We start from the raw sequence: 24,618 nt of genomic DNA on the forward strand, positions 1-24,618 counted from the left end.
ATCTGGATCACCACCAGACGTTTGCGTTAACGGCCTTCGATCTTCGCTGTCGACACTGTGCTCCCCGCACAACGACAGCCAGGAGACAAGGTTGCACAGCGATCCCGGCCTCGCCGCCGCCCAAGTTCAGGCCCACCTCGGCCGCCCGCTCGAGCGCATCGAGGACGATGCCTTGCTGAGCGGCCGCGGCCGATTCGGCGACGACCTCGGCGTCACCCCCGGCACCCTGCACGCGGCGGTGCTGCGCTCGCCGCACGCCCATGCCGAACTTGTGTCGGTGGACGCGAGCGCGGCGCTCGCCTTGCCGGGAGTGCGCGCGGTGCTCACGGGGCAGGACGTTCAACGCTGGTCGGCGCCCTTCGTCGTCGGCGTGAAGCAGCCGATGCAGCACTGGGCTCTGGCCGTCGACCGTGTGCGTTATGCCGGTGAGCCGGTCGCGGTCGTGGTCGCCGAAAGCCGCTACCTGGCCGAAGACGCGCTCGATGCGGTCCGCGTCGAGTACCGCGCGCTGCCCGCAGTGGTCGAGATCGAGCATGCCTTCGGCGCCGATGCGCCGGTGTTGCACGACCTGGTGGGCAGCAACGTCGTCTCGGAGCGCAACTTTTGTTATGGCGACCCGCAGAGTGCGTTCGCACAGGCCGCGCACACCGTGGCGCTCACGGTGCACTACCCGCGCAACAGCTGCACGCCGATCGAATGCGGCGTGGTCGTCGCCGAACACCTGAGTGGTGACGAAGGCTACGACGTGCTGTCCAACTTCATGGGGCCGTTCTCGCTGCATGCGGTGATGGCGCTGGCCCTGCAGGTGCCGGGCAACAAGCTGCGGCACCGCGTACCGCGCGATTCCGGCGGCAGCTTCGGCGTCAAGCAGGCGGTATTCCCCTATGTCGTGCTGATGTGTCTGGCCTCGCGCAAGGCCGGCGCGCCGGTCAAGTGGGTCGAAGACCGGCTCGAGCACCTGGGCGCTGCCACGTCGGCAACCGCACGCCTGACCCACATCGATGCCGCGGTCGACGCGAACGGCCGCGTCCAAGCCCTGCGCTACGACCAGTGCGACGAGGTCGGCGCCTACCTGCGTGCGCCCGAGCCTGCCACCTTCTACCGCATGCACGGCGCGCTGACCGGTGCCTACGACATCACCCACCTGGCCGTGCGCAACCGCGTCGTCGTGACCAACAAGACGCCGACCGGGCTGGTGCGCGGTTTCGGCGGGCCGCAGGTCTACTTCGCGCTCGAGCGCCTGATGGACCGCATCGGCGTCGAGCTCGGGCTCGACGCGTTCGAGGTGCGGCGCCGCAACTTCGTGCGCGCCGGGCAGTTCCCGTATCACGCGGCGGCTGGTGCGGTGCTCGATTCCGGCGACTACCACCGCACGTTGGAACTGGCCGTCGAGGCGGCCGACCTGCCTGCGCTGACCGCACGGCGTGACGCCGCGCGCGCGGCCGGCAAGCTCTACGGCATCGGTATCGCCGCGATCGTCGAGCCGTCGGTGTCGAACATGGGCTACATCAGCACCGTGCTGACGCCGGCGCAGCGCGCCAAGGCCGGGCCGAAGAACGGTGCGATCGCCAGCGCCACGGTGGGCATCGACCTGCTCGGCGGGGTCAACGTCAACATCGCGTCGGCGCCGGCCGGCCAGGGCCACATGACGGTGTGCGCGCAGGTCGTGGCCGACGTGTTCGGTCTGGAGCCGTCGCAGATCAGCGTCAACGTCGAGTTCGACACGGCCAAGGACGCCTGGTCCGTGGCCGCCGGCAACTACAGCAGCCGCTTCGCCGGTGCGGTGGCCGGCACGGTGCACCTGGCCGCCTGCCAGCTGCGCGACAAGCTCGCGCTGATCGCCGCGTCGAACCTGTCCTGCCCGGCAGAACGAATTCGTTTCGAAGGCGGCCAGGTGTTCGATGCCGAACAACGCGAGCGCGCGACGCCATTCACGCGCATCGCCGCGAGCCCGCACTGGGCGCCGGCGCTGCTGCCCGAAGGCATGGCGCCGGGCCTGCGCGAGACCGCGTTCTGGACACCGCCCACTCTGGCCGCACCCGATGCGCAGGACCGTGTCAACACGTCGGCGGCCTACGGTTTCGTGTTCGACATCTGCGGACTCGAGGTCGACCCGGCCACCGGCCGCGCGCGGGTTGATCGCTACATCACCGCGCACGACGCCGGCCGCCTGCTGAACCCGGCGCTGGCCGACGGGCAGATCCGCGGCGCATTCGCGCAGGGCTTGGGTGCCGCACTGTTCGAAGAATTCCGCTACGCCGCCGATGGCGGTTTTCAGTCGGGCACGTTCGCCGACTACCTGGTGCCGACCGCCTGCGAAGTGCCCGACCCGGTGATCGTGCACCTGGAGACGCCGAGCCCCTTCACGCCGCTGGGCGCCAAGGGCCTGGGCGAGGGCAACAACATGAGCACGCCGGTGTGCATCGCGAACGCGATGGCCGATGCCCTGCGACCACTGCGGCCGCTGCGGGGTCGGGTCGATGTGCGGCTGCCGCTGACACCGTCGCGTGTGCTCGACCTGATCGGCGCGCACGAGCCGCCACCTCCGGCATCGGTCGCGCGCTCGGTGCATCCGGTCGTGCCGCGGGCGTCTGCGGCAGAGGGTGCGGCACAGGGCCTCGCGCTGCGGGCGAGCGGCAGCATCGAGATCGCCGCAGCGCCAGAACAAGTGTTCGCGGTCCTGCTCGACCCCGTTGCGCTCGCCAAGGTCATCCCCGGCTGCCACGCGCTCGACGCCATCGGCCCGAACCGCTATCGCGCCGACGTGACAGTCGGTGTCGGACTGGTCAAGGCCCGCTACGAAGCGCAGATCACGCTGAGCGAGATCGATGCACCGCGCAGCCTGCGCCTGGCCGGGCAGGGCACCTCATCGCTCGGCACAGGTGCCGGCAGCGGCACGGTGCGGCTCGAAGCCACGCCCACCGGCACCCGCTTGCACTACGACTACGCGGCCCAGGTCGGCGGCAAGGTCGCGGCAGTCGGCAGCCGCATGCTGGAAGGTGCGGCGCGTTTGGTGCTGGCGCAGCTGTTTGAGTCGCTCGGACGCCAGGCCACCGGAGCTGCCGCGCTGACATGGTGGCAGCGAGTCTTGCGCGTCATCGGGGTGAAGCCATGAAGCCCGCCGCGTTCGACTACCAGCGCGCCGACAGTGCCGAGCACGCGGTGGCCGCGCTCGCCGAACTGGGCGGCGACGCGCGCATCCTCGCTGGCGGCCAGTCGCTCATGGCGGTGCTGAACATGCGCCTGGCGCAACCGCAGCGGCTGGTCGACATCTCGCGCTCGACCGCACTGGCCGAGGTGCGCATCGACGCCGGCTGGCTGCACATCGGCGCCGCCGCCACGCAGGCCAGCGTCGAATGGCGGCCGCGCCTGGCGCAGGAACTGCCGCTGCTGGCGCTGGCGTTCCCGCACATCTCGCACTTCCAGATCCGCAACCGCGGCACCGTCGCCGGTTCGATCGCCCATGCCGACCCGTCGGCCGAACTGCCGCTGTGCGTGCTCGCGCTCGAAGGCGAGGTGTTGCTGCGCTCCTCAAAACGGCGCCGCACGCTCAAGGCCGCCGACTTCTTCACCGGCATGCTGACGACGGCCCGCAGCGACGACGAGATGATCGAAGCCGTGCGCTTCCCGCTCGCCAAGGCGGGCACCGGCCACGGCTTCGAGGAGTTCTCGATGCGCCATGGCGACTTCGCCGTATGCGCCGTGGCGGCGGTGGCCGATGCGAAGCGCCTGCGCATCGCGGTCGGTGGCGTGGCCGACCAGGCCGTGGCGCGCGACTTCCCCGTTCTCGGCGGCAGCGCGCTCGGCGACGCACTGAACGAATTCGCCTGGTCGCTCGACGCCCGCGACGAACCGCAGGCCAGCGCGGCCTTGCGGCGCCGGCTCGTGCGCGAGCTCGGTCGCCGCGCTGCCGAGCAAGCCCTTGCCACACGGAGCAACCCCTGATGAGCGTCCTGTCCCGCGACACCTTGCACGAGGTCAAGCTGCAACTGAACGGCAAGCCACGCAGCGGCCACGCCCACCCGCGCCTGCTGTTGAGCGACTTCCTGCGCCACGAGCTCGGCGCCACCGGCACCCACGTCGGCTGCGAGCACGGTGTGTGTGGTGCCTGCACGGTGCGCGTCGACGGCGTGGCGCAGCGCGCCTGCATGATGCTGGCGGTGCAGGCCGACGGCCGCGAATTGCAAACAGTCGAAGGCTTGGCCGACGACGGTGTGCTCGGTGATCTGCAGGCCGCGTTCAAGCGTCACCACGCTTTGCAGTGCGGCTTCTGCACCGCCGGCATTTTGATGTCGTGCGCCGACTGGCTGGGCCGCGTGAACGACCCGAGCGAGGCGCAGGTGCGCGAGATGCTCTCGGGCCACCTGTGCCGCTGCACCGGCTACACGCCCATCGTCGCTGCGGTGCTCGACGTGGCGCGCCTGCGCAGGGAGGCGGCTCATGCTTGACCTCGGCCGCACACTGCTGCAAAGCATCGAGCGCAGCCCCGACCGCCTTGCGCTGGTCGATGGTGCAACGCGCCTGAGTTATGCCGACTGGGCCGCGCGCGTCGGCGCCGCGCAGCGCGGCCTTTTTGAGGCCGGTCTGCAGCGTGGCGACCACCTGCTCGTCGTGCTGCAGAACCGCTGGGAGATGGCCACGCTGCACTGGGCCTGCCAGTTCGCCGGCATCGTGATGACGCCGCTGAACTGGCGCGCCAAGGGCGACGAGATCGACTACTGCCTGGCCGACTCCGGCGCACGCGCGCTCGTCAGCGAGCCTGTCATCGAAGCGGCGCTGGCCGAGTCGCAGCTTGCCCGTGGTGTCACCCGAATCGGTATCGGCGCGGCAGGCAGTGAAACAGGCGGCGCGTCAATTCGATTCGAAGACTGGCTGACCGCGCCCCGTGAGCCGGTGCCACAGGCGCAGGCCGACGACCTGTCGCTGATGCTCTACACCTCGGGCACCACGGGCAAGCCGAAGGGTGTGCCGCGCCGCCACCATGCCGAGCGCATCGCCGCGCTCGCGCATGTGGCACAGAACCGCTACGCGAACGGCGAATGCACGCTCGGCGTCATGCCGCTGTACCACACGATGGGTGTGCGCTCGCTGCTGTCGCTGGCGCTGATCGACGGCCGCTTCGTCTGCATCCCGCGCTTCGATGCGAAGAGCGCACTGGCCGCAATCGAGGCCGAGCACGTCACGCACCTGTACCTGGTGCCGACGCTCTACCACGACCTGCTCGAACACCCCGACTTCCAGCACACCGACATCACCAGTGTGCGCAAGCTCGGCTTCGCCGGTGCGCCGATGCACGACGCGCTGCTGCAGCGCCTCGACAAGGCTTTCCGCCCCGAGCTGTTCGTCAACCACTACGGCAGCTCGGAGATCTACACCTTTGCGATCAACCAGGACGCGGTCGGCAAACCCGGCTCGGCCGGCCGCGCCGGCATCAACACGCGCTTGCGCGTGGTCAAGCTCGACCAGCACGACCCGGCGCTGCGTGCCGCGCCGCTCGAAGAAGGCCAGATCATTGCCGAGCTGCGCAGTGACGAAGCCTTCGAGGGTTACCACAAGCGACCGGACGCGAACGCCAAGAGCCTGCATGCCGGCTGGTACTTCACCGGCGACACCGGGTACGTCGATGCCGACGGTGACCTGTTCGTCAGCGGCCGGGTCGACGACATGATCATCAGCGGCGGCGAGAACATCTCGCCGGTCGACATCGAGTCGGTGTTGTCGCTGCACCCGGACGTTGCCGAAGTCGCGGTCGCCGGCTTGTTCGACGCGCGCTGGGGCCAGAGGGTCGTGGCCTTCGTCAAGGCCCGTGCGCCGGTGGCGGCCGAAGCGCTCGATGCGCACTGCCGCATCTCCGACCTCGTGAACTTCAAGCGCCCGCGTGAATACGTGTTCGTGCGCGAGATCCCCAAGTCACCGGTCGGCAAGGTGTTGCGCCGCAAGCTGGTGGCGGGCGAGTACGAAGCCGACGGCGAGACCTCTTCGGAGACACCCACATGAAAACGCGGCTCGCTGGCGTGCTCGCAACTTTGCTCGCGTTCGGGCCGAGCCCGGACCTGCGCGCGCAAGACACCTACCCGAACAAGATCATCCGGCTGGTCGTGCCCTACAGCGCGGGCGGCACGGGCGACCAGATCGGCCGGCTGGTCGGTGACAAGCTCGGCGAGCTGCTGGGCCAGCGGGTGCTGATCGACAACAAGGGCGGTGCCGGCGGAAACATCGGCGCCGAAGCAACCGTGCGTTCGCCGGCCGACGGCTACACGCTGGTGATGGCCGCCACGAGCCTGGCGAGCAACCCGGCCCTGCTGAAGAAAATGAGCTTCGATCCGGTCAAGGATCTGGTGCCGGTCAGTCAGTGCTGCGGCGTGCCGATGGTGGTGGTCGTGAACCCGGTGTTGCCGATCAGGAGCATCAGCGAGCTGGTGGCCTACGCGAAGGCGAAGCCGGGCCGGCTGACCTTCGCTTCGTCGGGCATCGGCACCGGCAGCCACCTGGCCGCCGAGCTTTTCAAGCTGCTGGCAGGCGCCGACATGACCCACGTGCCCTACAAGGCCGACTCGCAGGCGCTGCCCGACCTGCTGTCGGGCAATGTCGACCTGATGTTCATGTTCCAAACCTCGGCCTTGCCGCAGGTCAAGGCCGGCAAGCTGCGCGCGCTCGCGGTCAGCACCGCGAAGCGCTCGCCCGCCGCGCCCGAGCTGCCCACTGTCGCCGAGGCGGGCGTGGCGGGTTACGACTTCAACGGCTGGTTCGGACTGTTCGCGCCGGCCGGCACGCCCAAGGCCGTGATCGACGTGCTCGCCGCTGCATCGGTGAAAGCAGTGCATTCCCCCGACCTCCAACGCAAGCTGATCGACCAGGGGTTCGTGCCGGTTGCCCCCGACACGCCAGCGCAGTTCGCGCTGTTCTTCCAGAACGAAGTGGCGAAGTGGGTGCGCGTGGCGCGTGATGCGAAGTTGCAGGCAATCGACTGAGGACCCTTCGATGAATACCCCCCAAGCCTTCACGAGTCTGCGCGGCTGGCTGCGCCACCTTGCTGCCACCGACCGGCTGGCGCAGATCCGGCCCGGCGTGGCGCTCACCCATGAACTCGCCGCCATCGCCAAGCGGCTCGACGGCACGCAGGCAGCGCTGTTCCCGCAGCCGGGCGGGCACCCGATGCCGGTGGTGTCGGGCTTCATGTCCCGGCGTGCCTGGATCGCCGAGGCCATGGGCGTGCCCGATGCACAACTGCTGCAACGTTTCCGTGCTGCGGCCGAACGGCCGCTGCCGTGGCGCGAAGTCGCGTGCGACGCTGCACCGGCACAGCAGGTCGTGCACCGCTTCGGCGGGGGCGAAGGCGACATCCGCACGCTGCTGCCGATCCCGACGCACAGCGAACACGACGACGGCCCCTACATCACGGCCGGCCTGGTGATCGCACGCAACCCGAAGACGGGGGTGCAGAACGTCTCGATCAACCGCATCCAGATCCACGGCCGCGACCGGCTCGGCGTGTTGATCCTGCCGCGCCACCTGCATGCCTTCTTTTCCGCCGCCGAAGCGCAGGGCCAGGCGCTCGACGTCGCCATCGTGATCGGTGTCGACCCGCTGACCGCGCTGGCCTCGCAGGCGATCGCAGCGCTCGACTGTGACGAACTCGAGATCGCCGGCGCCCTGCACGGGGCACCGTTGCCGGTCGTGAAGTGCACCACCAACGATGTGCGCGTGCCGGCCGAAGCCGAGATCGTGATCGAAGGCCGCATCCTGCCGAACGTGCGCGAGCCCGAAGGCCCGTTCGGCGAATTCCCCAAGTACTACAGCGCCCGCGAAGAACGCGAAGTGATCGTGATCGACGCCGTGACACACCGGCGCGACCCGCTGTTCCACACCATCGTGCCGGCCGAGATGGAACACCTGCTGCTCGGCGCGATCCCGCGCGAAGCGACGCTGCTGGCCCACCTGCAGCGCAGCTTCCCGAACGTCAGCGACGTGCACCTGTCGGTTGGCGGAGTGGCGCGGTACCACCTGCACGTGCAGATGAAGAAGACACGCGAAGGTCAGGCGAAGAACGTGATCCTCGGCGCCTTCGGCGGCCACTATGACCTGAAGCAGGTGATCGTGGTCGATGAAGACGTGAACGTGCATGACCCCGCCGAAGTCGAGTGGGCCGTCGCCACCCGCTTCCAGGCCGACCGCGACCTGGTCGTGATTGCCGGCGCGCAAGGCTCGGCACTCGACCCTTCGACCAGCGTCGCGTTCGCCGGCAACAAACCGCCGCTCGAATGGCAGGGCTTCGGCGCCAAGATGGGGCTCGACGCCACCAAGCCGATCCGTTCGAGTGAGCACGTGTTCACGCGCGTCCGCATCCCGGGCGAAAGCGCAGTCGACCTGGCCTGCGCGATCACCGCCACCGGCACGGCCGCGCTCGCCGGCACATCGCTGGAGCACGCGTGAAGCGCCTGATCGTCGCCATCACTGGCGCGAGCGGTGCGATCTATGGTGTGCGCTTGCTGCAGATGCTGCGAGCGCTGCCGGCGGTCGAGACGCACCTGGTGCTGTCGCAGGCCGGCGGGCTGACGGCGATGCAGGAGCTCGACATGTCGCGCAGCGATGTCGAGGGCCTGGCCGACGTGGTGCACAACCCGCGCGACATCGGCGCCAGCGTCGCCAGCGGCTCGTTTGTCACCGCCGGCATGGTGGTCGCGCCGTGTTCGATGAAGACGCTGGCGAGCATCGCGCTCGGCTTCGCCGACAACCTCGTCAGCCGCGCCGCCGACGTGGCGCTGAAGGAGCGACGCCGCCTCGTGCTGATGGCCCGCGAAACGCCGCTGAACCTGGCCCACCTTCGCAACATGACGGCGGTGACGGAAATGGGCGGCGTGATCTGCCCACCCGTACCGGCGTTTTACCAGCGGCCCGAAAGCCTGTCCGATGTCGTCGACCACAGCGTCGTGCGTGTGCTCGATCTGTTCGGCATGACAACCACTACCGCGCTGCGCCGCTGGCAAGGCTTGCGCGTCGCTGACCCCACCTGAACCCACACCCATGACCGGAGACAACATGAAAACAAACCTGCTTCAGAAACTTGCTGGTGCCGCGCTGGCCGTCGTCGCCGCGGCACCGGTGGCCGCGAAGCTCAACTCTTGCGATGGCCCGATCGTGTTCGGCACCACGGTCTCCGAGACCGGCCCCTTCTCGACGCTCGCCGACCGCTGGCGCAAGATGACCGAGGTCTTTGCCGAAGAAGTCAACAAGGCCGGCGGCGTGGCGGTGAAGTCGTGCAACAAGAAGCTGCCGATCCAGTTCGTCATCTATGACGACCAGAGCGTGCCGGCCACCGCCTTGCAGTTGTACGAGAAGATGGCGACCGTCGACAAGGTCGACTTCTTCGTCGGTCCCGATTGGTCGTCGATCGGCGGGCCCGTGCCGCCGATCACCGACCGCTACCAGATCCCGATGGTGATGGCCAACGTGGCCACGCCGGCGCTCTACGACCGCGGCCTCAAGTACATCTGGGGCACGCCGTTCCCGGTGGTGCCGAACTGGTCGACGCGGTACTTCGACATGATCTCCAAGGTCAGCCCGAAGCCGCAGAGCATCTACTTCGTGACCCACGACAACCCGGTGATGAAAGGCATCACCGCGACCTGGAGCAAGAAGGCCGAGGAGCAGGGCCTGAAGGTGCTGGGCAACGAGACCTTCTCGCCCGAGTTGAAGGACTTCACCGCGCTGATCGCCAAGGTTCGCGCCGCCAAGGCCGACATCGTCTACGTCAGCTCCTACGACAACGCCTCGGTGCCGCTGGTGCAGCAGATGCGGCAGCTGAAGGTGCGCGCAATGGACGTGCACCACACCATGTTGACCGGTGCGTTGCACCGTCAGGTCGGCAAGGACATCGAAGGCATGACCGGCGAGCTGAGCTGGTACCCCGGCATCAAAGGCGCGTACAGCGAGTTGGTCGAGACCGTGATGAAACGCTCCGACGTGACGATGTTCGACTACATCTGGACGCTCGGTCGCCTGACCGCGTACCTGACGATGATCCAGGGCATCGAGAAGGCCGGCGTGGTTGACCGCGAGAAGGTCCGGGAAGCGCTCTTCAAGTCCACCGTCAAGAGCCCGGCCGGTGATGTGAGCTTCGATGAGCGCGGCTTCCCGAATACCGGTGCGTTCACGGTGCAGATGCAAGGAGGCAAGGTCCAGGTCGTTTGGCCACCCGAGGTCGCTACCGGCAAGCTGATCTGGCCGTCGCCATCGTGGCAGCAGTGACGCGCCCACGCTGAGGCAAGAATCATGGACGTCCTGTTGCAAGTGCTGATCGGCGGCGTGTTGCTCGGCGGTTTGTACGCGCTGGTCGCGTTCGGGCTGTCGCTGATCTATGGCGTGGTGCGCATCGTCAACTTCGCGCACGGCACGCTGCTCGCGGTCAGCGGGGTGTTGGCGAGCCTCGCTTTCGCCTCGTGGGGGCTGCACCCGCTGCTGATCGTGGCGTTGCTCGCGCCGCTGATGTTCGGCTTCGCCTACGGCTACTACCACCTGCTGCTCAAGCCGCTCGCCACCCGCAACCACTTCGAAGCGACGGTGGGCACGGTGCTGGTGACGGTGGGCACGCTGATGATGCTTTCTGACATCACCGCCAAGCTGGCCGGTGCCACGCAGCGCAACATCCCGCTGCGTCTGGAGGCGCTGGAGTTCGGCGAGATCGTGGTCTCGACGACGCAGTTGTTGATCCTGGCCGGCATCGTGGCACTGACGATCGTGATGCATCTGATGCTCAAGCACACCTGGTTCGGCCGGGCGATCCGTGCCGTGACACAGGACGCGACCGCCGCACAGATCTGCGGCGTGCAGAGCATCCGCATGAAGGCACTGACCTTCGCATTCGGCTCGGCCACCGTCGCGGTAGCGGCGGTGCTGTACGTGCTCTCGTTCCCGGTCGACCCGACGATGGGCTTCGGCCTCACGGTGAAGGCGTTCACCATCATCGTCGTCGGTGGTGTGGGCAACCTGCCCGGCGCGCTGCTCGCTGGCGTGTTTCTCGGTGTCGCCGAAGGCCTGACCGGCTTGTACTGGAAGCCCGAATGGGCGCCGGCGCTGAGCGTGATCGTGATGCTGGTGATCCTCGTGGTCTGGCCCAAGGGCGTGGGGGTGAAAGCATGAGCGCTCTCATCGCCAAGCCTGCCGGCGGGCCGGGCTGGGTGATCGGTGCTGCCGCCGTGCTCGCGCTCGGGGTGCTGCCCTTCGTCGCCAACCCGTACCTGATCACGTTCGCGTTCACGGTGCTGGTGGCCTACATCCTCGGTCAGAGTTGGGACTGGGTGGCCGGCGAGATGGGCTACGTGAACCTTGGCCACTACTGCTTCTACGGGATCGGCGCGTACGCCTTTGCGATCGCGCTGGTCGCCGACTGGCCGCTGGTGTTGTCGCTCGGCTTTGCGCTGGTGATCACTGCGCTCGTGGCACTGGTGCTGTCGGTGCCGCTGTTCCGGCTGCATGGCGACTACTTCGCGTTCGCCACGCTGGCCTTGTTGCCGCTGATGGAGGTGCTGGCCTACAACCTGACGCCGATCACGCGTGGCGCCGATGGCATCGTGCTGCCGGTCAAGCAGGTGCTGCAGCCGGCCTACCTGCTGGCGCTGGGCACCTGCGTGATCACTTTTGTCGTCACCTTGCGCATCAACCACGCCCGTTTCGGCTATGCGTTGAAGAGCATCCGCAACGACGAGCAGGTGGCCGAAACGGTGGGCGTGAAGATTGCGCCGGTGAAGCGCCGCGTGCTGGTGCTCAGCGCCGTGTTCGGTGCCGCGGCCGGCGCCTTGCAGGCCTGGCAGATGAGCTACATCGACCCGGCCACGGTGTTCGGCCTGAACGTGGCGCTGGTTCCGATCGCGATGGTGCTGTTCGCCGGCTCGGGCCTGCGTTTCGGCCCCCTGGTCGGCGTGCTCGTACTGGCCTCGATGCAGCAGTGGTTGCTGGTCAGCGTGAAGGGCTACCAGGCCACGCTCTACGGCCTGACGATCCTGCTGATCGGGCGCTTCATGCCGGGTGGATTTCTGCGCGCGCGCTGGGTCCGGCGCGTGCCCGGCCTGGCAGCGCTGAGCCGCGAACACCATGAGTACGTCGGCGAATCGGCGGCCGGGGCGCAGGCGCACAAGGTCGAGTTGCCGCTGCCGAAGCTGAAGGTCGACGCCGCCAGACCGTTGATCGAATTGCAAGGCGTGCGCATGCAGTTCGGCGGCAACGTGGCCGTCAACGATGTGAGCCTGACGATCCACCAGGGCGAGATCGTCGGTCTGATCGGGCCCAACGGTTCGGGCAAGACGACGCTGTTCAACTGCATCTCGCGCGTGTTCCCGCCGACCGCCGGCAAGGTGTTGTTCGCCGGGCAGGATCTGGCCCACTTGGGCCGCGACGGCATCGCCCGCCTCGGCGTGGGCCGCACGTACCAGATCCCGAGGCCGTTCTCGGACCTCACGGTGCAGGAGAACATCGCGATCCCGCTGATGTTCGCCGAACAGCCGCTCTCGCCGCGCGATGCGATGCGCGAAGCGCGTGCCTTCGTCGACTACGCGGAGCTCTCGCACCGCCTGTACGAGCGCGCCGATGCACTCTCGGTGCAGGAAAAGAAGGCGCTCGAGTTTGCCCGCGCGCTCGCCTGCCGGCCACGCTTGCTGTTGATCGACGAGGTGGCTTCGGGCCTGACGCCGGCCGAGGTGAATCGCTTCGTCGCGCACATCCGGCATGTGCGTGATCGCTACGGCATCACCGTCATCTGGGTCGAGCACATCTTCTCGGCGCTGGAGCAGGTGGTCGATCGCGTGATCGCACTCGAACAGGGCTCGCTGATCGCTGACGGACCTCTGGCCGCCGTCGTGAAGGACGAACGTGTGCTGCGCACCTACCTCGGCTCGGCCGCGCCGTCGCCCGCGCCGACGATGCCGGTACTCGTGCAAGGAGCGACCTGATGCTGAACCTCAACCACCTCGCCGTCGACCACGGCAAGCTGCGTGCATTGTGGGACGTGAGCCTGCGCGTGAAGCCCGGTGAACGGGTCGGCCTGCTCGGCGCCAACGGCGCCGGCAAGTCGACCGCGATGGGTGCGATCGTCGGGCTCTACCCGGCGGCCGAGGGCCGGATCGAATTCGACGGTGAACTGCTGCAGCGGCCGAGCACGGCCCAGACCGTGGCCGGCGGCATCGCGCTCGTGCCCGAGGGCCGGCGTCTGTTCACCGGCATGAGCGTGCTCGAGAACCTGATGATGGGCGCCTTCGCAGCCGCTTCGCGGCGGGCACTGGACGAGCCGCTGGAGCAGGTGCTGGCGCTGTTCCCGATCCTGCGCCAGAAAGCGAAGCAGCCTGCCGGCGAACTGAGCGGTGGCCAGCAGCAGATGGTGGCGATCGGCCGCGCATTGATGTCGCGCCCGCGTCTGCTGCTGCTCGACGAGCCCTTCATCGGCGTGGCGCCGAAGCTGGTCAACGAGATCCTCGCGGCGCTGCGGCAGATCGCCGCCGGCGGCGTGACCATGCTGCTCGTCGAGCAGAACACCCACCGTGCACTCGACTTCGTCGAGCGTGCCTACGTGCTCGAGAACGGCCGCACCGTGCTGGAGGGCAGCCGCGATGCGTTGCTCGGCGACAGCGCGTTCGCCGCCAAGTTTCTCGGCCTTGCCTGACATTGAACCGGAGAAGACCATGAACCGAGAACAAGAGATCGTTGCCCGCTCGAACGCGTTCCGCGACGAATACCGAAAGAACACACCGGGCTGGTACCGCGGCGAAATGCATCTGGCCTTCACGCTGCTGTTCACCGGAGGTGTGATCTGGTACTGCGCTGCGCACATCAGCGCCGCCACCTGGGTCGAATGGGTCGCCGTGGTGCTGCCGATGTTCCTGTTCGGCAACTGGGCCGAGTGGGCCGGCCACCGCTGGCTTCTGCACAGCCCGAAGAGCTGGATCAAGCCGGCGTACAAGCGCCACGTCGCCACCCACCACCAGTTCTTCTCGCACAAGACACTCGACTACGACGGCCAGCGCGACTGGCGTGCCTTGCTGTTCCCGCCGTTCGCGCCGGTGCTGTTCGTGGTGGCCGCGCTGCCGGCAGCGTTGCTGCTGGGCACCCTGTGGAGCGCCAACGCCGGCTACATCGCGATGCTGACTATGGCCGCGTACTTCCTGCTGTACGAAGGCCTGCACACGCTGTCGCACCTGGGGCACCCGCTGCTTGACGCCATGCCGCTCGTGAACACCGTGCGCCGCATGCACGTGCTGCACCACAACCCGGACTTCATGCACACGCGCAACTTCAACCTGACTTTCCCGATCTGCGACGCGCTGTTCGGCACCAGCGACCTCGACCGGGGCCTGTTCGGCACGCTGTTCAACGGCATGTCCGACGCCGCGCGCAAGCCCGACGACCGGGCCCGGGTCGAAGCCCAGCAAGTCGAACGAACCCCTTCCAGGAGCCAATGATGCGGAACCCTTCTCCCCTGCGCCTGCAAGGCCGCGTGGCCATCGTGACCGGTGCGGCCCAGGGCATCGGTGCGCGTTATGCGGCCGCGCTGGCCGCCGAGGGTGCCGCCCTGGTCTGCGCTGACGTGATCGACGCCGAACCGGTGGCGGTACAGATCCGCGCCGCCGGTGGCCGTGCGCTCGCGCTGCACGCCGACGTGAGTTCGGCCGAGTCGGTGCGCCATATGGCGGCTGCGAGCGTCGAAGCCTTCGGGCGCATCGACGTGCTCGTCAACAACGCGGGCTTGTTCGCCAACCTGGCGATGAAGCCCTTCGAGCAGATCGAAGCGGCCGAGTGGGACCGCGTGATGGCTGTGAACGTGCGTGGCCCTTTCGAGTGCGCCAAGGCGGTGCTGCCGCAGATGCGCGCGCAAGGCTACGGCAAGATCGTCAACATCGCTTCGGCCACGGTCTTCAAGGGCTCGCCGATGCTGCTGCACTACGTCACCTCGAAGGGCGCGGTGGTGGCCATGACACGCAGCCTGGCGCGTGAACTCGGCGACGCCGGCATCCGCGTCAACACCCTTGCCCCGGGGCTGACCGCGAGCGAGAACACGCTCGCCAATCCGGCCTGGCAGGGCGCGGTGGGCGCCAGCAACATCGCCAGCCGCGCCATCAAGCGCGAGGTCACGCCCGAAGACCTGTGCGGCACGCTCGTTTACCTGGCGAGTGCCGAGAGCGACTTTGTCACCGGCCAGGTGATCGTCGTCGATGGCGGCTCGGTGATGCACTGAGGCGACCGCGATGACACTCGAAGCCAAACAACTCATCGCCGGTGCCTGGCGCGATGCCGAAGGCGGCACCCGCGGCAGCAGCATCAACCCGGCCGACGCCAGCCCGATCGGCCAGTACGCGGCCGGTGGCCGTGCCGACGCACAGGCTGCGATCGCTGCAGCGCGCCGGGCTTTCGACCGCCCCGACTGGGCCCAGGCGCCACGCCTGCGCCAGCAGGTCATGCTGCAGTGGGCCGACGCCCTGGAGCGCAAGGCCGATGAACTCGCCCGTTTGCTGACGCTGGAAAACGGCAAGGTGCTGGCGCAGTCGCATGGCGAGATCGGCGGCGCCATCTCCGAAATCCGCTACTACGCGGGCCTCGCGCGGTTCATCCCCGGGCATGTGTTCGAAGTCGAACCCGGCGTGTTCTCCACGCTGCTGAAGGAGCCGGCGGGTGTGGCCGGCCTGATCATTCCGTGGAACGCGCCGGTCGTGCTGCTGATCCGCGCGCTCACGCCCGCGCTCGCGGCCGGTTGCACCGTGGTCATCAAGCCAGCGCCGCAAGCGGCACTGATCACCGCCGCGGTGGTGGCCGAGCTGCACGCGGTGGCAGCGCTGCCGTCGGGCGTGGTCAACCTCGTCAGCGAAGCCGGCCACGAGATCGCGCAGGAGTTGGTGAGCTCGGCCGATGTCGACGTGATCAGCTTTACCGGCTCCAACGCCACCGGCGCCCGGATCATGGCCGCCGCCGCACCGACGATGAAGAAGCTCTCGCTCGAACTCGGTGGCAAGTCGGCCTGCCTCGTGTTCGAGGACGTCGATGTCGAGCGCATCGCGCCGCAGCTCGCTGCCGCCGCGACCATCATTTCGGGCCAGCAGTGCACCGCGGCGCGACGGGTGCTGGTGCATGCCTCGCGTTACGAGGCGATGAAGACGGCGCTGGCAAACGCGCTGAGCGCGCTGATCGTGGCACGCGGGGACGCGCCGGGTGCGCAGATCGGGCCGCTGATCGACCTGGCCTCGCGGGACCGTGTCGACGCGCAGATCGAACGGGCAATGGCCGAGGCCGACGAAGTCGTGCTGCGCGGCCGGCGCCCGAACGGCACCCTGACCAAAGGCAGCTTCCTCACGCCGACGCTGCTGGCGCACCGCGACACCGGAGCCTTCTTCGTGCAGGAGGAGATCTTTGGCCCGCTCGTCGTGATCGAGAAGTTCGAAGACGAACGTGACGCCGTGGCACGCGCCAACCACAGCGACTACGGCCTGTCGGCCAGCGTGTGGACCCACGACGGCGCGCGCGCCCTGCGCGTGGCGCGTGCGCTGCGCAACGGAACGGTCTGGATCAACGATCACAACAAGCTGTTCGCCGAGGCCGAGACCGGCGGTTACCGGCGCAGCGGCCTCGGCCGCCTGCATGGCTTCGACGCGCTGATCGACTTCACCGAGATCAAGCACATCTACCAGAACGCCGGCGTCGTGCCGGTCTGAACGACCCAGAACGCACACCGCGTTTCCCGAAAGGACTGCCATGAATCTCAAGGAACTGAACCACCCCGCCGTGACGCTGCCGACCGAACTCGACGGCTTCCGGGTCGAGATCGACGCGGCACGCGAACGTGCCGATATCGTGCTCGACCGACCGCCATTCAACGTGGTCAGCATGCGCGCCCGCGACCAGTTGCGCATCGTGTTCGAGGCGCTCGACGCCGACACACGGGTGCGGGTGATTGTCGTGCGCGGGCAGGGCGAGCATTTCTCCAGTGGCGGCGACATCAAGGGCTTTCTCGAAGCCTCGCCCGAGACCGTGTCGCAGCTCGCGTGGAACGTGGCGGCGCCGGCGCGATGCAGCAAGCCGGTGATCGCGGCCGGGCGGGGCTACTGCTTCGGCGTGGGCTTCGAGCTGTCGCTGGCTTGCGACTTCCGCATCGCCACCGACACCTCGCTTTATGCCCTGCCCGAGCAGAAGCTCGGCCAGATCCCGGGTTCCGGCGGCTCGGCGCGGCTGCAGAAAATGGTGGGCATCACGCGCACCAAAGACATCGTGATGCGCTCGCGCCGCATCCCCGGTGCCCAGGCCTTCGCGTGGGGCGCAGTGACCGACTGCGTGCCCGACGCCGAGCTCGAGCAGGCCACCGACGCGCTCGTCGACGAACTTCGCAGCTTCTCGCCACTGGCGCAACGCACCGCGAAGAAGCTGCTCAACGACACCGAGGACTCGCCACTCGCGATCGCGATCGAGCTCGAAGGCCACTGCTATTCGCGGCTGCGCAGCTCGGAAGACTTCCGGGAAGGCGTGGAGGCTTTTCACGCCAAGCGCAAGCCGAAGTTCGTGGGCCGCTGATTTCACTTCAACACAGGAGACAAAAATGAAGACCTTCGCACGCACCGTTCTCGCCGCCGCCATCGCGGCACCGCTGTTCGCCCTGGCACAGACCGGCCCGATCCGCATCGGCGTTGTCACGCCGCTGTCGGGCACCTATGCCGGCATCGGCCAGCAGGTGAAGTGGGGGCTTGACCTCGCCGCCGCGCAGATCAACGCTGCCGGCGGCGTCATGGGCCGCAAGCTCGAGCTGATGTACGAAGACGAAGAGGCGAACCCGGCCGTCGCCACGCAGAAGGCCGAGAAGCTGTTCCAGGTGAGCAAGGTCGACTTTCTGACCGGCACGGTGAACTCCGGCTCCACGCTCGCGGTCGGCCAGGTGGCTGAACGCAACAACAAGCTGATCGCCACCACGGTGTCGTTTGCAGATTCGATCACCGCCGACAAGTGCTCGCCGAACGTGTTTCGCGTCAACGCGCGTGCCGGCATGCAATCGGCCGCGCTGGCCGACTGGATGGCCAAGGAAAAGCCGAACGCCAACGTGTTCTACCTTGGCCCCGACTACGAAATGGGCCGCAGCACCGTGGCCGCCTTCAAGGCTGCGGCCGAGGGCAAGGGCGCCAAGACCGTCGGCGAGGTCTTCGCGCCACTCGACAACAAGGACTACTCCCCGTTCTTCGGCCAGGTGCGTTCGTCGAAGCCGGCGGTCATCTACACCTCGGTGGCCGGCAACGACACGGTGCGGCTGTTCACGCAGATGGCCGAGTTTGGCGTGAACCGCAACGTGCAGGTGGTCGGCGCATCGGGCACCGTGACTTCGCAGAACCTGGCGGCAATCGGCAAGGCGGCCGATGGTTTCGTCACCGGCGTCGGCTACTCGCCGAACATCGACTCGGTCGAGAACAAGAAATTCGTCGCCGAGTTCGAAGCCACGGCCAAGACCAAGCCCGACCTGTACGGCGCCGATTCGTATGGGGTGCTTTATTTCTACAAGGCCGCTGTCGAAAAGGCGAAGAGCGTCGAGACCGACAAGCTGCGTGAGGCCATGCGTGGCCTGCAGTGGGGCACCCCGCAAGGCACGAAGACACTGCGCGCCGGTGACCACCAGGCGATGCAGGACATGTACGCGGTGCGTGTGAACAACGGCCAATTCGAGATCGTGGGCAAGGTGGCGGCCGCCGCAGCGATCGGGCCCGACACCTGCACCCGGTTCTGAGCCCGCCCTTCGAGTGACAAGGAGCAGGTCATGACCGATGTTCTCGAATGGCTGCAGTTCGTGCTGGCGCCGCAGGTCATCAACGGCGCGTCGATTGGCGTGGCCGTGGTGCTGATGGCGCTCGGCCTGACGATCATCTTCGGCCTGCTCGACGTGATCAACATGGCGCACGGTGAGTTCTATGCGATCGGCGCGTATGCGGCGGTGGCCTTGCTCGCCGCGGGCGTGCCGTTCTGGTGGGCTCTGGCGATCACGCCGCTGCTGATGGGGGTGATCGGCTATGCCACCGAGCGGGCGCTGATCCAGCGAGTCTTCCACTCGAAAGACCGCCACACGCTGACTTTGCTGCTGACCTTCGGCCTGGCGATCATTGCCGAAGACGCACTGAAGATCGTGTTCGGCGCGAACCCGCTGCGGCTGGACGCGCCGATCAGCGGGGCCACCGAGATGTTCGGGCTGTTCTTTCCGAACTACCGGCTGTTCCTGATGGCGGTGGGCACGCTCGTGATCGGTGCGGTGTGGGTCGTCGTGTTCCGCACCCGTCTGGGGGCGATGGTGCGCGCCGCCGCTTTCGACCGGCACATGGCCGCGTCGCTCGGTGTGCCGGTGGGTGTGGTGTATGCCGGCACCTTCGCGTTCGGAGTGGCATTGGCCGGCCTCGCGGGGGTGCTGCTGGCGCCGGTCTATTCGGTGTTTCCGACGATGGGGCGGGACTTCGTACTGATCGCGTTTTCGGTCGTGATCATCGGCGGCATGGGCTCGATCAAGGGCGCGGTGATCGCCGGCCTGGTGCTGACGCAAGTGCAGGCGATTTCGAGCCTGGTCATCTCACCGGTGTGGAGCGATCCGCTGCTGTTCGGGATCATGGTGCTGACGCTGATGTGGCGCCCGCAGGGTTTGTTCGGGAGGCTCGGCCATGGTTGATGTTGTCCCCCCCCGAAGCGCCTTCGGCGCTGCCCCCCAGGGGGGGGCCGCTGGCGGCCCGGCGGAGCCGGTTCCGCGGCGGCCGCTTGGTGTTCGTGCTCCGCGCAGCGCCACGCGCTGCTTGGCATATCTGTTTTTCGGTGCAGCGCTGGTTTTTGCGGGCGTCGCCGCGCTGCTGGGCGACGTGTTCTTCTTCCGGCTCGCGACCGAAGCGCTGATCTTCGGTGGGCTGGCGCTGTCGGTCGACATCCTGCTCGGCCGCACCGGCCTGCTGCCGTTGGGCCAGGCGCTCTTCTTCGGCTTCGGCGCCTACGTGTCGGCGCTGGTGCTCAAGCAGATCGCGCCATCGTTCTGGCTCGCGCTCGCGGTGGTGTTCGTGAGCGCCACCTTGGTCGGGCTGGCTGCCGGCATGATCGCCATCCGCGCCAAAGGGGTGTATTTCGCGCTGATCAGCTTCGGGCTGGCGCAGGTGGTCTCGAAGGTCGTGTTCAACACCCGCGAGCTGGGCGCGTCCGACGGCATCATCGGCGTTCCGGTGCCGCAGATTTCACTCGGGCTCGTCAGCGTGGACGCCGCGCACGCGCCGAGCTTCTTCCTGCTGGTGCTGTGCGCGATGGCGGCTCTGTACGCCGGTCTCGCTTGGCTGATGGACACGCCGTTCGGGCGCCAGTTGGCGGCGGTGAAGGCCAACGAGAGCCGCGTGCCTTTTCTCGGCTTCGATCCCTGGCGCTACAAGCTCGCGGCCTTCGTGCTGGCGGCCAATGTGGCGGCGCTGTCGGGCGCGTTCTACCCGATGCTGCGGGGCTTCGTGTCGCCCGAGCTGATGTTCTTCCAGGTCTCAGGCAACGCGATCATCAACGTGATCGTCGGCGGCACCGGCACGCTCGTCGGCCCGCTGTATGGCGCGGCGATCCTGACACTGCTGCGCTCGGTGGTCGGCTCGTTCACCGCGCACCATCAGATCGTGATCGGCGTGCTCTTCGTGGTGTCGGTGATCTTCTTTCCCAAGGGTCTGGTGGGCTACCTCGCACCGGCACTCGAGCGGCGCTGGAAGCGCAAGGAGACCCCATGAGCGCGATCCTCGAAGTGCGGGGCCTGACCGTGCGTTTCGGTTCGCTGGTCGCCGTCAACGCCGTGAGCTTCGATGCACAACGCGGCAGCATCACGGCCGTGATCGGGCCGAACGGCGCGGGCAAGAGCAGCTTGTTCAACCTGATCAGCGGCGCCGTCCGGCCGAGCGCCGGCAGCGTGCGTTTCGACGGCGCCGACCTGACCGGCGCACGCCCCGACCACATGCTGGCAGCCGGGCTGGCGCGCTCGTTCCAGATCACCAACCTGTTCTTCGAATTGCCGGTGCGCGAGAACCTGCGGCTCGCCGCGCAGTTCGTCGAAGGCGGGCGCGGGCTGTTGCGCGGCGTGGCGCACAGCCGCGCGGCGCTGGCGCGTGTCGACGAACTGATCGAACGTTTTGCGTTGCAGGACAAAGTGGGTGAGCTGGCCGGCTTCCTGTCGCACGGCGAGCAGCGCCGCCTGGAGATCGCGGTGGCGCTGGCCGCGCGCCCACGCATGCTGCTGCTCGACGAGCCGACCCAGGGCATGAGCCACGCCGATACCCACGACACCGAGGCACTGATCCGCGGCTTGGCGGCCGAGGGCCTGAGCATCCTGTTGGTCGAACACGATGTCGAGCTGGTGATGAACCTGTCTGACCACGTGGTCGTGATGCACCAGGGCGAGAAGCTGGCCGAAGGCCCGCCGCAGCAGGTGCGAAACGATCCGCTGGTGCAGTCGGCCTACTTCGGTGAGGCCGGACGGTCAGGTACACAGCTAGGAGAAGCGGCCCATGCTTGAACTCGTCAACGTGCACACGCACTACGGCCTGAGCCACGTGCTGCAGGGTGTCTCGATCAGTGTCGGTGCCGGTGAGGTGGTCGGCCTGTTCGGCCGGAACGGGGTTGGCAAGACGACGGTGATGAAGACCATCGCAGGCTGGGTGGCACCGAGCGCCGGGCACGTCAGCTTCGGCGGCGCACCCATCGGTGGTGTGGCGTCGGAGGCCATCTGCCGCCGCGGCATCGGCTTCGTGCCGGAAGACCGGCGCATCTTTCCCGGCCTGAGCGTCGAAGAGAACCTGGTGCTCGGCTTCATGCAGAACCCGGGGCGCGCGCGCGCCGAATCGCGGCGCAAGCTCGACGAGATCTACACCCGCTTCGCGCGCCTGGGCGAGCGCCGCCACCAACTCGGCACCACGCTTTCGGGCGGCGAGCAGCAGATGCTGGCGATGGCGCGCGTGCTGGTCGGTGCGCCGAAGCTGCTGCTGATCGACGAACCCACCGAAGGCCTGGCGCCGAAGATCGTCGACGAGATCTTCGTGCTGATGGAAGGGCTGCGCCGCGATGGCATTCCGATCCTGCTGGTCGAGCAGAACATGCAGCGTGCGGTCGGCCTGACGCAGCGCTTCTACGTGCTCGAACGCGGCGCCGTGGTGCTGGAAGGGCGTGGAGATCATGAGGCCGACCGCATCGCGCTGAGAAGCCAGCTGGCGGTTTAGCCGTGCACACGTCCACGGCAGGTTCGTCCCCGATCGGCTGGGCGATGGCACCGGCGGCCCTGCGGTCCCCGCCCGCCGACTGGAAGCGAATGCTCGCAGAGATGGCGGCGGCCGGCATCGACGTCGTGGAAGTCCCGATCGACGCCGTGCCGACGCTTCCGGTTTCTGCGCTGCGCGAGGCGGCCGAAGGCCTTGGCCTGACCCTCAGCGCAAGGACGTCGGCGAACCGCGCCGGGTTGCCTGCCAGCCACGCCTTCGGCCTCGCACGCGACCTGGGCTGCCAGTGGCTGGTGGTCGATTCCATCGATGCCCGCGAACACCGACGGTGGCATGACGCTGCGCAAGAAGCAGGGGTGACCCTCGTGCTCGACGCCGCGAGCCTCGACGCTTTCATCACGAACCGCGGAGTGCAGGCCAAGCTTTTCGTCGAACTGGGCGCCACGAACGCTCCGGCGCGTTCGGGCAGTGCGCTGCTGCGCGCTGCGGGTGAGCGCCTGGGCTGTGTCCGTCTCGTGCTTCCGGCGGCTGACGCAGGCAGTGCGTCGCCGTCGCTCGAGCGCGAGTGGGCTGCCGCGCTGGCGGCCTGCGCGTATGCCGGGCCGATCATCTGCAGCAGCGACGCCGCACTCCAGGCCTCGCGAGGCGGCCTGACCGCTGCGCGCAGGCTCATTCGCCGGGCGGAAAAGATCGAGTGGGAGCTCAGCTTCGGGGTGCAGACCGAGCTCGTGGCGACGCCCAGGCCGCCGGAGCAAGACAGCGCGCAAGCTGACAGCGCCGGCTGGCGCAGCCCCGGTGCTTGCATCGCACCGCGCAAGCCCTAGACTGCGACAACGCCACCCCACCCAGCCGGCAGTCGACCGAGGCGCGGTGTCGACACCATGCGTGATCGCCCGACCGCCGCCGCCACCAGGTTCGAACTGCTCGCTCGGGAACTCGAGCAGCAGATCGCTGCTGGCGTGCTGCGCGCGGGGGACCGCCTGCCCTCGGTGCGCCAGGCCTGTGCCAGCCGGGGCGTGAGCCCGAGCACGGTGTTCCAGGCCTACTACCTGCTCGAGTCCCGTGGCCTCGTTCGCGCCGTGCCACGGTCGGGCTATTTCGTCTCTGCGCGTGCTGGCGGCTTGCTGCTCGCCGAGCCGAAAAGCTCGGAGCCGCAGCCCGGATCGCGGGCTGTCGAGGTCAACGACCTGATCTACGAGTGCCTCGGTCTGGCACGCGCTCGCGACATCGTGCCTCTCGGTTCCGCGTTCCCGAGCCCGAGCCTGTTCCCCCTCGATCGGCTGCGCCGTGCGCTCATCTCCAGCACCCGTCGGCTCGAACCCTGGAGCATGGTCGATGACCTGCCAGCGGGCAACCTGCGGCTCAAGCGCGAGATTGCCAAGCGCTATCTTCGTCACGGGCTGACGGTCTCCACCGACGAGATCGTGCTGACCCACGGTGCGATGGAGGCGCTGAACCTGTGCCTCAGCGCGGTGGCGCGGCCGGGGGACGCGGTGGTGGTCGAGTCCCCGACCTTCTACGTGGCGTTGCAGGCGCTGCAACGCCTGGGCCTGCATGCGATCGAAGTGCCGACCCATGTGCGCGAGGGCATCGACCTCGGCCGCCTGGCGCAGGTGATCGAGCTCTACCGCCCAAAGGCCTGCTGGCTGATGACCAACTTCCAGAACCCGCTGGGAAGCCTGATGCCCGAGGCGAAGAAGCGTGACCTCGTCGAGCTGTTGGCCCGCCATGACCTGCCGTTGATCGAAGACGACGTCTACGCCGAGCTCTACGAGGGCAAGGTGGCGCCGCTGCCTGCCAAGGCCTACGACCGCCGTGGTCTGGTGCTGCACTGCTCGTCGTTTTCGAAGTGCCTGGCGCCGGGGTATCGCGTCGGCTGGGCCGCGCCTGGCCGGCTGGTGCGGGAGGTCGAGCGCCTGAAGCTGATGACCAGCCTGTCGGGCTCGATCCCGGTGCAGGCGGCGCTGGCCGAGTACCTGCAGGAAGGGGGCTACGACCACCACCTGCGCAGCCTGCGCGTTTCGCTGCAGGCGCAGCGCAACCACCTTTTTGATGCCGTCACCAGGCTCTTCCCGAGCGGAACGCGGGCGGCGCGGCCGGCCGGCGGTTATTTCGTGTGGGTCGAGTTGCCCGCCGGGGTCGACGCGTTGGCGCTGCACCGCGCTGCGCTGGCACGGCGCATCAGCCTGGCCCCGGGGCCGATGTTCTCGGCGCGCGCCGAGTTCCAGCACCACATTCGCCTGACCTGCGGCCAGCCCTGGGACGAGGCGCTCGAACGCGCGATGCGCACGCTGGCACGGTTGGTCGACGACGCACCGCGCACCGGGCTCGCCGCGCCAGCATCGATCTGATCCGGTCGTTGCGGCCCGCAACTGCTCACGCCACCGGCGCAGGCCGCCGGGCACAGTGA

The 24,618-nt window shown here is 68.1% G+C and carries 22 protein-coding genes; all 22 read left to right on the forward strand.

Annotation, left to right across the window (positions count from 1 at the left end; all coding sequences use genetic code 11):
• The first annotated feature begins 91 nt into the window (after window positions 1-91).
• The 22 genes from AC30PD_RS02385 (at window position 92) to AC30PD_RS02490 (ending at window position 24,559) form a co-directional block, all read left to right on the forward strand.
• Window positions 92-3,115, forward strand: coding sequence for a xanthine dehydrogenase family protein molybdopterin-binding subunit (locus AC30PD_RS02385; protein WP_489534028.1), 3,024 nt, complete (start codon window positions 92-94; stop codon window positions 3,113-3,115).
• Window positions 3,112-3,945, forward strand: a complete 834-nt coding sequence (locus AC30PD_RS02390; RefSeq protein ID WP_489534029.1) for an FAD binding domain-containing protein — start codon at window positions 3,112-3,114, stop codon at window positions 3,943-3,945. The genes AC30PD_RS02385 and AC30PD_RS02390 overlap by 4 nt, the downstream gene beginning before the upstream one ends.
• Window positions 3,945-4,448: a (2Fe-2S)-binding protein gene (locus tag AC30PD_RS02395; protein ID WP_489534030.1), complete on the forward strand. Its 504-nt coding sequence runs from the start codon at window positions 3,945-3,947 to the stop codon at window positions 4,446-4,448. The genes AC30PD_RS02390 and AC30PD_RS02395 overlap by 1 nt, the downstream gene beginning before the upstream one ends.
• Window positions 4,441-5,997, forward strand: coding sequence for an AMP-binding protein (locus tag AC30PD_RS02400; RefSeq protein ID WP_489534031.1), 1,557 nt, complete (start codon window positions 4,441-4,443; stop codon window positions 5,995-5,997). The genes AC30PD_RS02395 and AC30PD_RS02400 overlap by 8 nt, the downstream gene beginning before the upstream one ends.
• Window positions 5,994-6,971 carry a tripartite tricarboxylate transporter substrate binding protein gene (locus tag AC30PD_RS02405; protein ID WP_489534032.1) on the forward strand — a complete coding sequence of 326 codons (978 nt, stop codon included), beginning with the start codon at window positions 5,994-5,996 and terminating at the stop codon, window positions 6,969-6,971. Before AC30PD_RS02400 ends, AC30PD_RS02405 begins: the two co-directional genes overlap by 4 nt.
• A 10-nt stretch (window positions 6,972-6,981) precedes the next feature.
• Window positions 6,982-8,433, forward strand: coding sequence for a UbiD family decarboxylase (locus AC30PD_RS02410; protein ID WP_489534033.1), 1,452 nt, complete (start codon window positions 6,982-6,984; stop codon window positions 8,431-8,433).
• Window positions 8,430-9,014, forward strand: a complete 585-nt coding sequence (locus AC30PD_RS02415) for a UbiX family flavin prenyltransferase (RefSeq protein WP_489534034.1) — start codon at window positions 8,430-8,432, stop codon at window positions 9,012-9,014. The genes AC30PD_RS02410 and AC30PD_RS02415 overlap by 4 nt, the downstream gene beginning before the upstream one ends.
• A 25-nt stretch (window positions 9,015-9,039) precedes the next feature.
• On the forward strand, window positions 9,040-10,248 hold the full coding sequence (locus AC30PD_RS02420; RefSeq protein WP_489534035.1) for an amino acid ABC transporter substrate-binding protein: 1,209 nt from the start codon (window positions 9,040-9,042) through the stop codon (window positions 10,246-10,248).
• Between the two features lie 24 nt (window positions 10,249-10,272).
• Entirely contained in the window at window positions 10,273-11,139 is an 867-nt protein-coding gene (locus AC30PD_RS02425) for a branched-chain amino acid ABC transporter permease (protein ID WP_489534036.1), read from the forward strand.
• Window positions 11,136-12,944 carry a branched-chain amino acid ABC transporter ATP-binding protein/permease gene (locus AC30PD_RS02430; RefSeq protein WP_489534037.1) on the forward strand — a complete coding sequence of 603 codons (1,809 nt, stop codon included), beginning with the start codon at window positions 11,136-11,138 and terminating at the stop codon, window positions 12,942-12,944. Before AC30PD_RS02425 ends, AC30PD_RS02430 begins: the two co-directional genes overlap by 4 nt.
• Window positions 12,944-13,651, forward strand: a complete 708-nt coding sequence (locus tag AC30PD_RS02435; protein WP_489534038.1) for an ABC transporter ATP-binding protein — start codon at window positions 12,944-12,946, stop codon at window positions 13,649-13,651. The genes AC30PD_RS02430 and AC30PD_RS02435 overlap by 1 nt, the downstream gene beginning before the upstream one ends.
• 19 nt (window positions 13,652-13,670) lie before the next feature.
• Window positions 13,671-14,447 (forward strand): sterol desaturase family protein, encoded by a 777-nt coding sequence (locus AC30PD_RS02440; protein ID WP_489534039.1) that lies wholly within the window; start codon window positions 13,671-13,673, stop codon window positions 14,445-14,447.
• Window positions 14,447-15,220, forward strand: coding sequence for an SDR family NAD(P)-dependent oxidoreductase (locus tag AC30PD_RS02445; protein WP_489534040.1), 774 nt, complete (start codon window positions 14,447-14,449; stop codon window positions 15,218-15,220). Before AC30PD_RS02440 ends, AC30PD_RS02445 begins: the two co-directional genes overlap by 1 nt.
• A gap of 10 nt (window positions 15,221-15,230) precedes the next feature.
• A complete protein-coding gene (locus AC30PD_RS02450; protein ID WP_489534041.1) occupies window positions 15,231-16,688 on the forward strand; it encodes an aldehyde dehydrogenase family protein in 1,458 nt (485 codons plus the stop codon).
• 40 nt (window positions 16,689-16,728) lie between these two features.
• Window positions 16,729-17,541: an enoyl-CoA hydratase/isomerase family protein gene (locus AC30PD_RS02455; RefSeq protein WP_489534042.1), complete on the forward strand. Its 813-nt coding sequence runs from the start codon at window positions 16,729-16,731 to the stop codon at window positions 17,539-17,541.
• A 25-nt stretch (window positions 17,542-17,566) separates the two neighbouring features.
• Window positions 17,567-18,736: an ABC transporter substrate-binding protein gene (locus AC30PD_RS02460; protein ID WP_489534043.1), complete on the forward strand. Its 1,170-nt coding sequence runs from the start codon at window positions 17,567-17,569 to the stop codon at window positions 18,734-18,736.
• A gap of 30 nt (window positions 18,737-18,766) precedes the next feature.
• Complete coding sequence (locus tag AC30PD_RS02465; RefSeq protein WP_489534044.1) at window positions 18,767-19,660, forward strand: branched-chain amino acid ABC transporter permease; 894 nt, start codon at window positions 18,767-18,769, stop codon at window positions 19,658-19,660.
• A gap of 121 nt (window positions 19,661-19,781) precedes the next feature.
• Window positions 19,782-20,732, forward strand: a complete 951-nt coding sequence (locus tag AC30PD_RS02470) for a branched-chain amino acid ABC transporter permease (RefSeq protein ID WP_489534045.1) — start codon at window positions 19,782-19,784, stop codon at window positions 20,730-20,732.
• Window positions 20,729-21,511, forward strand: a complete 783-nt coding sequence (locus tag AC30PD_RS02475) for an ABC transporter ATP-binding protein (RefSeq protein ID WP_489534046.1) — start codon at window positions 20,729-20,731, stop codon at window positions 21,509-21,511. Before AC30PD_RS02470 ends, AC30PD_RS02475 begins: the two co-directional genes overlap by 4 nt.
• Window positions 21,504-22,211: an ABC transporter ATP-binding protein gene (locus AC30PD_RS02480; RefSeq protein ID WP_489534047.1), complete on the forward strand. Its 708-nt coding sequence runs from the start codon at window positions 21,504-21,506 to the stop codon at window positions 22,209-22,211. Before AC30PD_RS02475 ends, AC30PD_RS02480 begins: the two co-directional genes overlap by 8 nt.
• 101 nt (window positions 22,212-22,312) lie before the next feature.
• Window positions 22,313-23,032: a hypothetical protein gene (locus AC30PD_RS02485; RefSeq protein WP_489534048.1), complete on the forward strand. Its 720-nt coding sequence runs from the start codon at window positions 22,313-22,315 to the stop codon at window positions 23,030-23,032.
• A 57-nt stretch (window positions 23,033-23,089) separates the two neighbouring features.
• Window positions 23,090-24,559 (forward strand): aminotransferase-like domain-containing protein, encoded by a 1,470-nt coding sequence (locus AC30PD_RS02490; RefSeq protein ID WP_489534049.1) that lies wholly within the window; start codon window positions 23,090-23,092, stop codon window positions 24,557-24,559.
• Window positions 24,560-24,618 lie beyond the last annotated feature (59 nt).

The organism is Rhizobacter sp., from assembly GCF_032229685.1.
Lineage (GTDB): Bacteria > Pseudomonadota > Gammaproteobacteria > Burkholderiales > Burkholderiaceae_C > LMDS01.

What these genes read in the sequence shown, in the direction of transcription:
- AC30PD_RS02390 (WP_489534029.1), top strand. Translation starts at nt 3,112, where the DNA reads ATGAAGCCCGCCGCGTTCGACTACCAGCGCGCCGACAGTGCCGAGCAC.
- AC30PD_RS02395 (WP_489534030.1), top strand. Translation starts at nt 3,945, where the DNA reads ATGAGCGTCCTGTCCCGCGACACCTTGCACGAGGTCAAGCTGCAACTG.
- AC30PD_RS02400 (WP_489534031.1), top strand. Translation starts at nt 4,441, where the DNA reads ATGCTTGACCTCGGCCGCACACTGCTGCAAAGCATCGAGCGCAGCCCC.
- AC30PD_RS02405 (WP_489534032.1), top strand. Translation starts at nt 5,994, where the DNA reads ATGAAAACGCGGCTCGCTGGCGTGCTCGCAACTTTGCTCGCGTTCGGG.
- AC30PD_RS02410 (WP_489534033.1), top strand. Translation starts at nt 6,982, where the DNA reads ATGAATACCCCCCAAGCCTTCACGAGTCTGCGCGGCTGGCTGCGCCAC.
- AC30PD_RS02420 (WP_489534035.1), top strand. Translation starts at nt 9,040, where the DNA reads ATGAAAACAAACCTGCTTCAGAAACTTGCTGGTGCCGCGCTGGCCGTC.
- AC30PD_RS02425 (WP_489534036.1), top strand. Translation starts at nt 10,273, where the DNA reads ATGGACGTCCTGTTGCAAGTGCTGATCGGCGGCGTGTTGCTCGGCGGT.
- AC30PD_RS02430 (WP_489534037.1), top strand. Translation starts at nt 11,136, where the DNA reads ATGAGCGCTCTCATCGCCAAGCCTGCCGGCGGGCCGGGCTGGGTGATC.
- AC30PD_RS02435 (WP_489534038.1), top strand. Translation starts at nt 12,944, where the DNA reads ATGCTGAACCTCAACCACCTCGCCGTCGACCACGGCAAGCTGCGTGCA.
- AC30PD_RS02440 (WP_489534039.1), top strand. Translation starts at nt 13,671, where the DNA reads ATGAACCGAGAACAAGAGATCGTTGCCCGCTCGAACGCGTTCCGCGAC.
- AC30PD_RS02445 (WP_489534040.1), top strand. Translation starts at nt 14,447, where the DNA reads ATGCGGAACCCTTCTCCCCTGCGCCTGCAAGGCCGCGTGGCCATCGTG.
- AC30PD_RS02450 (WP_489534041.1), top strand. Translation starts at nt 15,231, where the DNA reads ATGACACTCGAAGCCAAACAACTCATCGCCGGTGCCTGGCGCGATGCC.
- AC30PD_RS02455 (WP_489534042.1), top strand. Translation starts at nt 16,729, where the DNA reads ATGAATCTCAAGGAACTGAACCACCCCGCCGTGACGCTGCCGACCGAA.
- AC30PD_RS02460 (WP_489534043.1), top strand. Translation starts at nt 17,567, where the DNA reads ATGAAGACCTTCGCACGCACCGTTCTCGCCGCCGCCATCGCGGCACCG.
- AC30PD_RS02465 (WP_489534044.1), top strand. Translation starts at nt 18,767, where the DNA reads ATGACCGATGTTCTCGAATGGCTGCAGTTCGTGCTGGCGCCGCAGGTC.
- AC30PD_RS02475 (WP_489534046.1), top strand. Translation starts at nt 20,729, where the DNA reads ATGAGCGCGATCCTCGAAGTGCGGGGCCTGACCGTGCGTTTCGGTTCG.
- AC30PD_RS02480 (WP_489534047.1), top strand. Translation starts at nt 21,504, where the DNA reads ATGCTTGAACTCGTCAACGTGCACACGCACTACGGCCTGAGCCACGTG.
- AC30PD_RS02485 (WP_489534048.1), top strand. Translation starts at nt 22,313, where the DNA reads ATGGCGGCGGCCGGCATCGACGTCGTGGAAGTCCCGATCGACGCCGTG.
- AC30PD_RS02490 (WP_489534049.1), top strand. Translation starts at nt 23,090, where the DNA reads ATGCGTGATCGCCCGACCGCCGCCGCCACCAGGTTCGAACTGCTCGCT.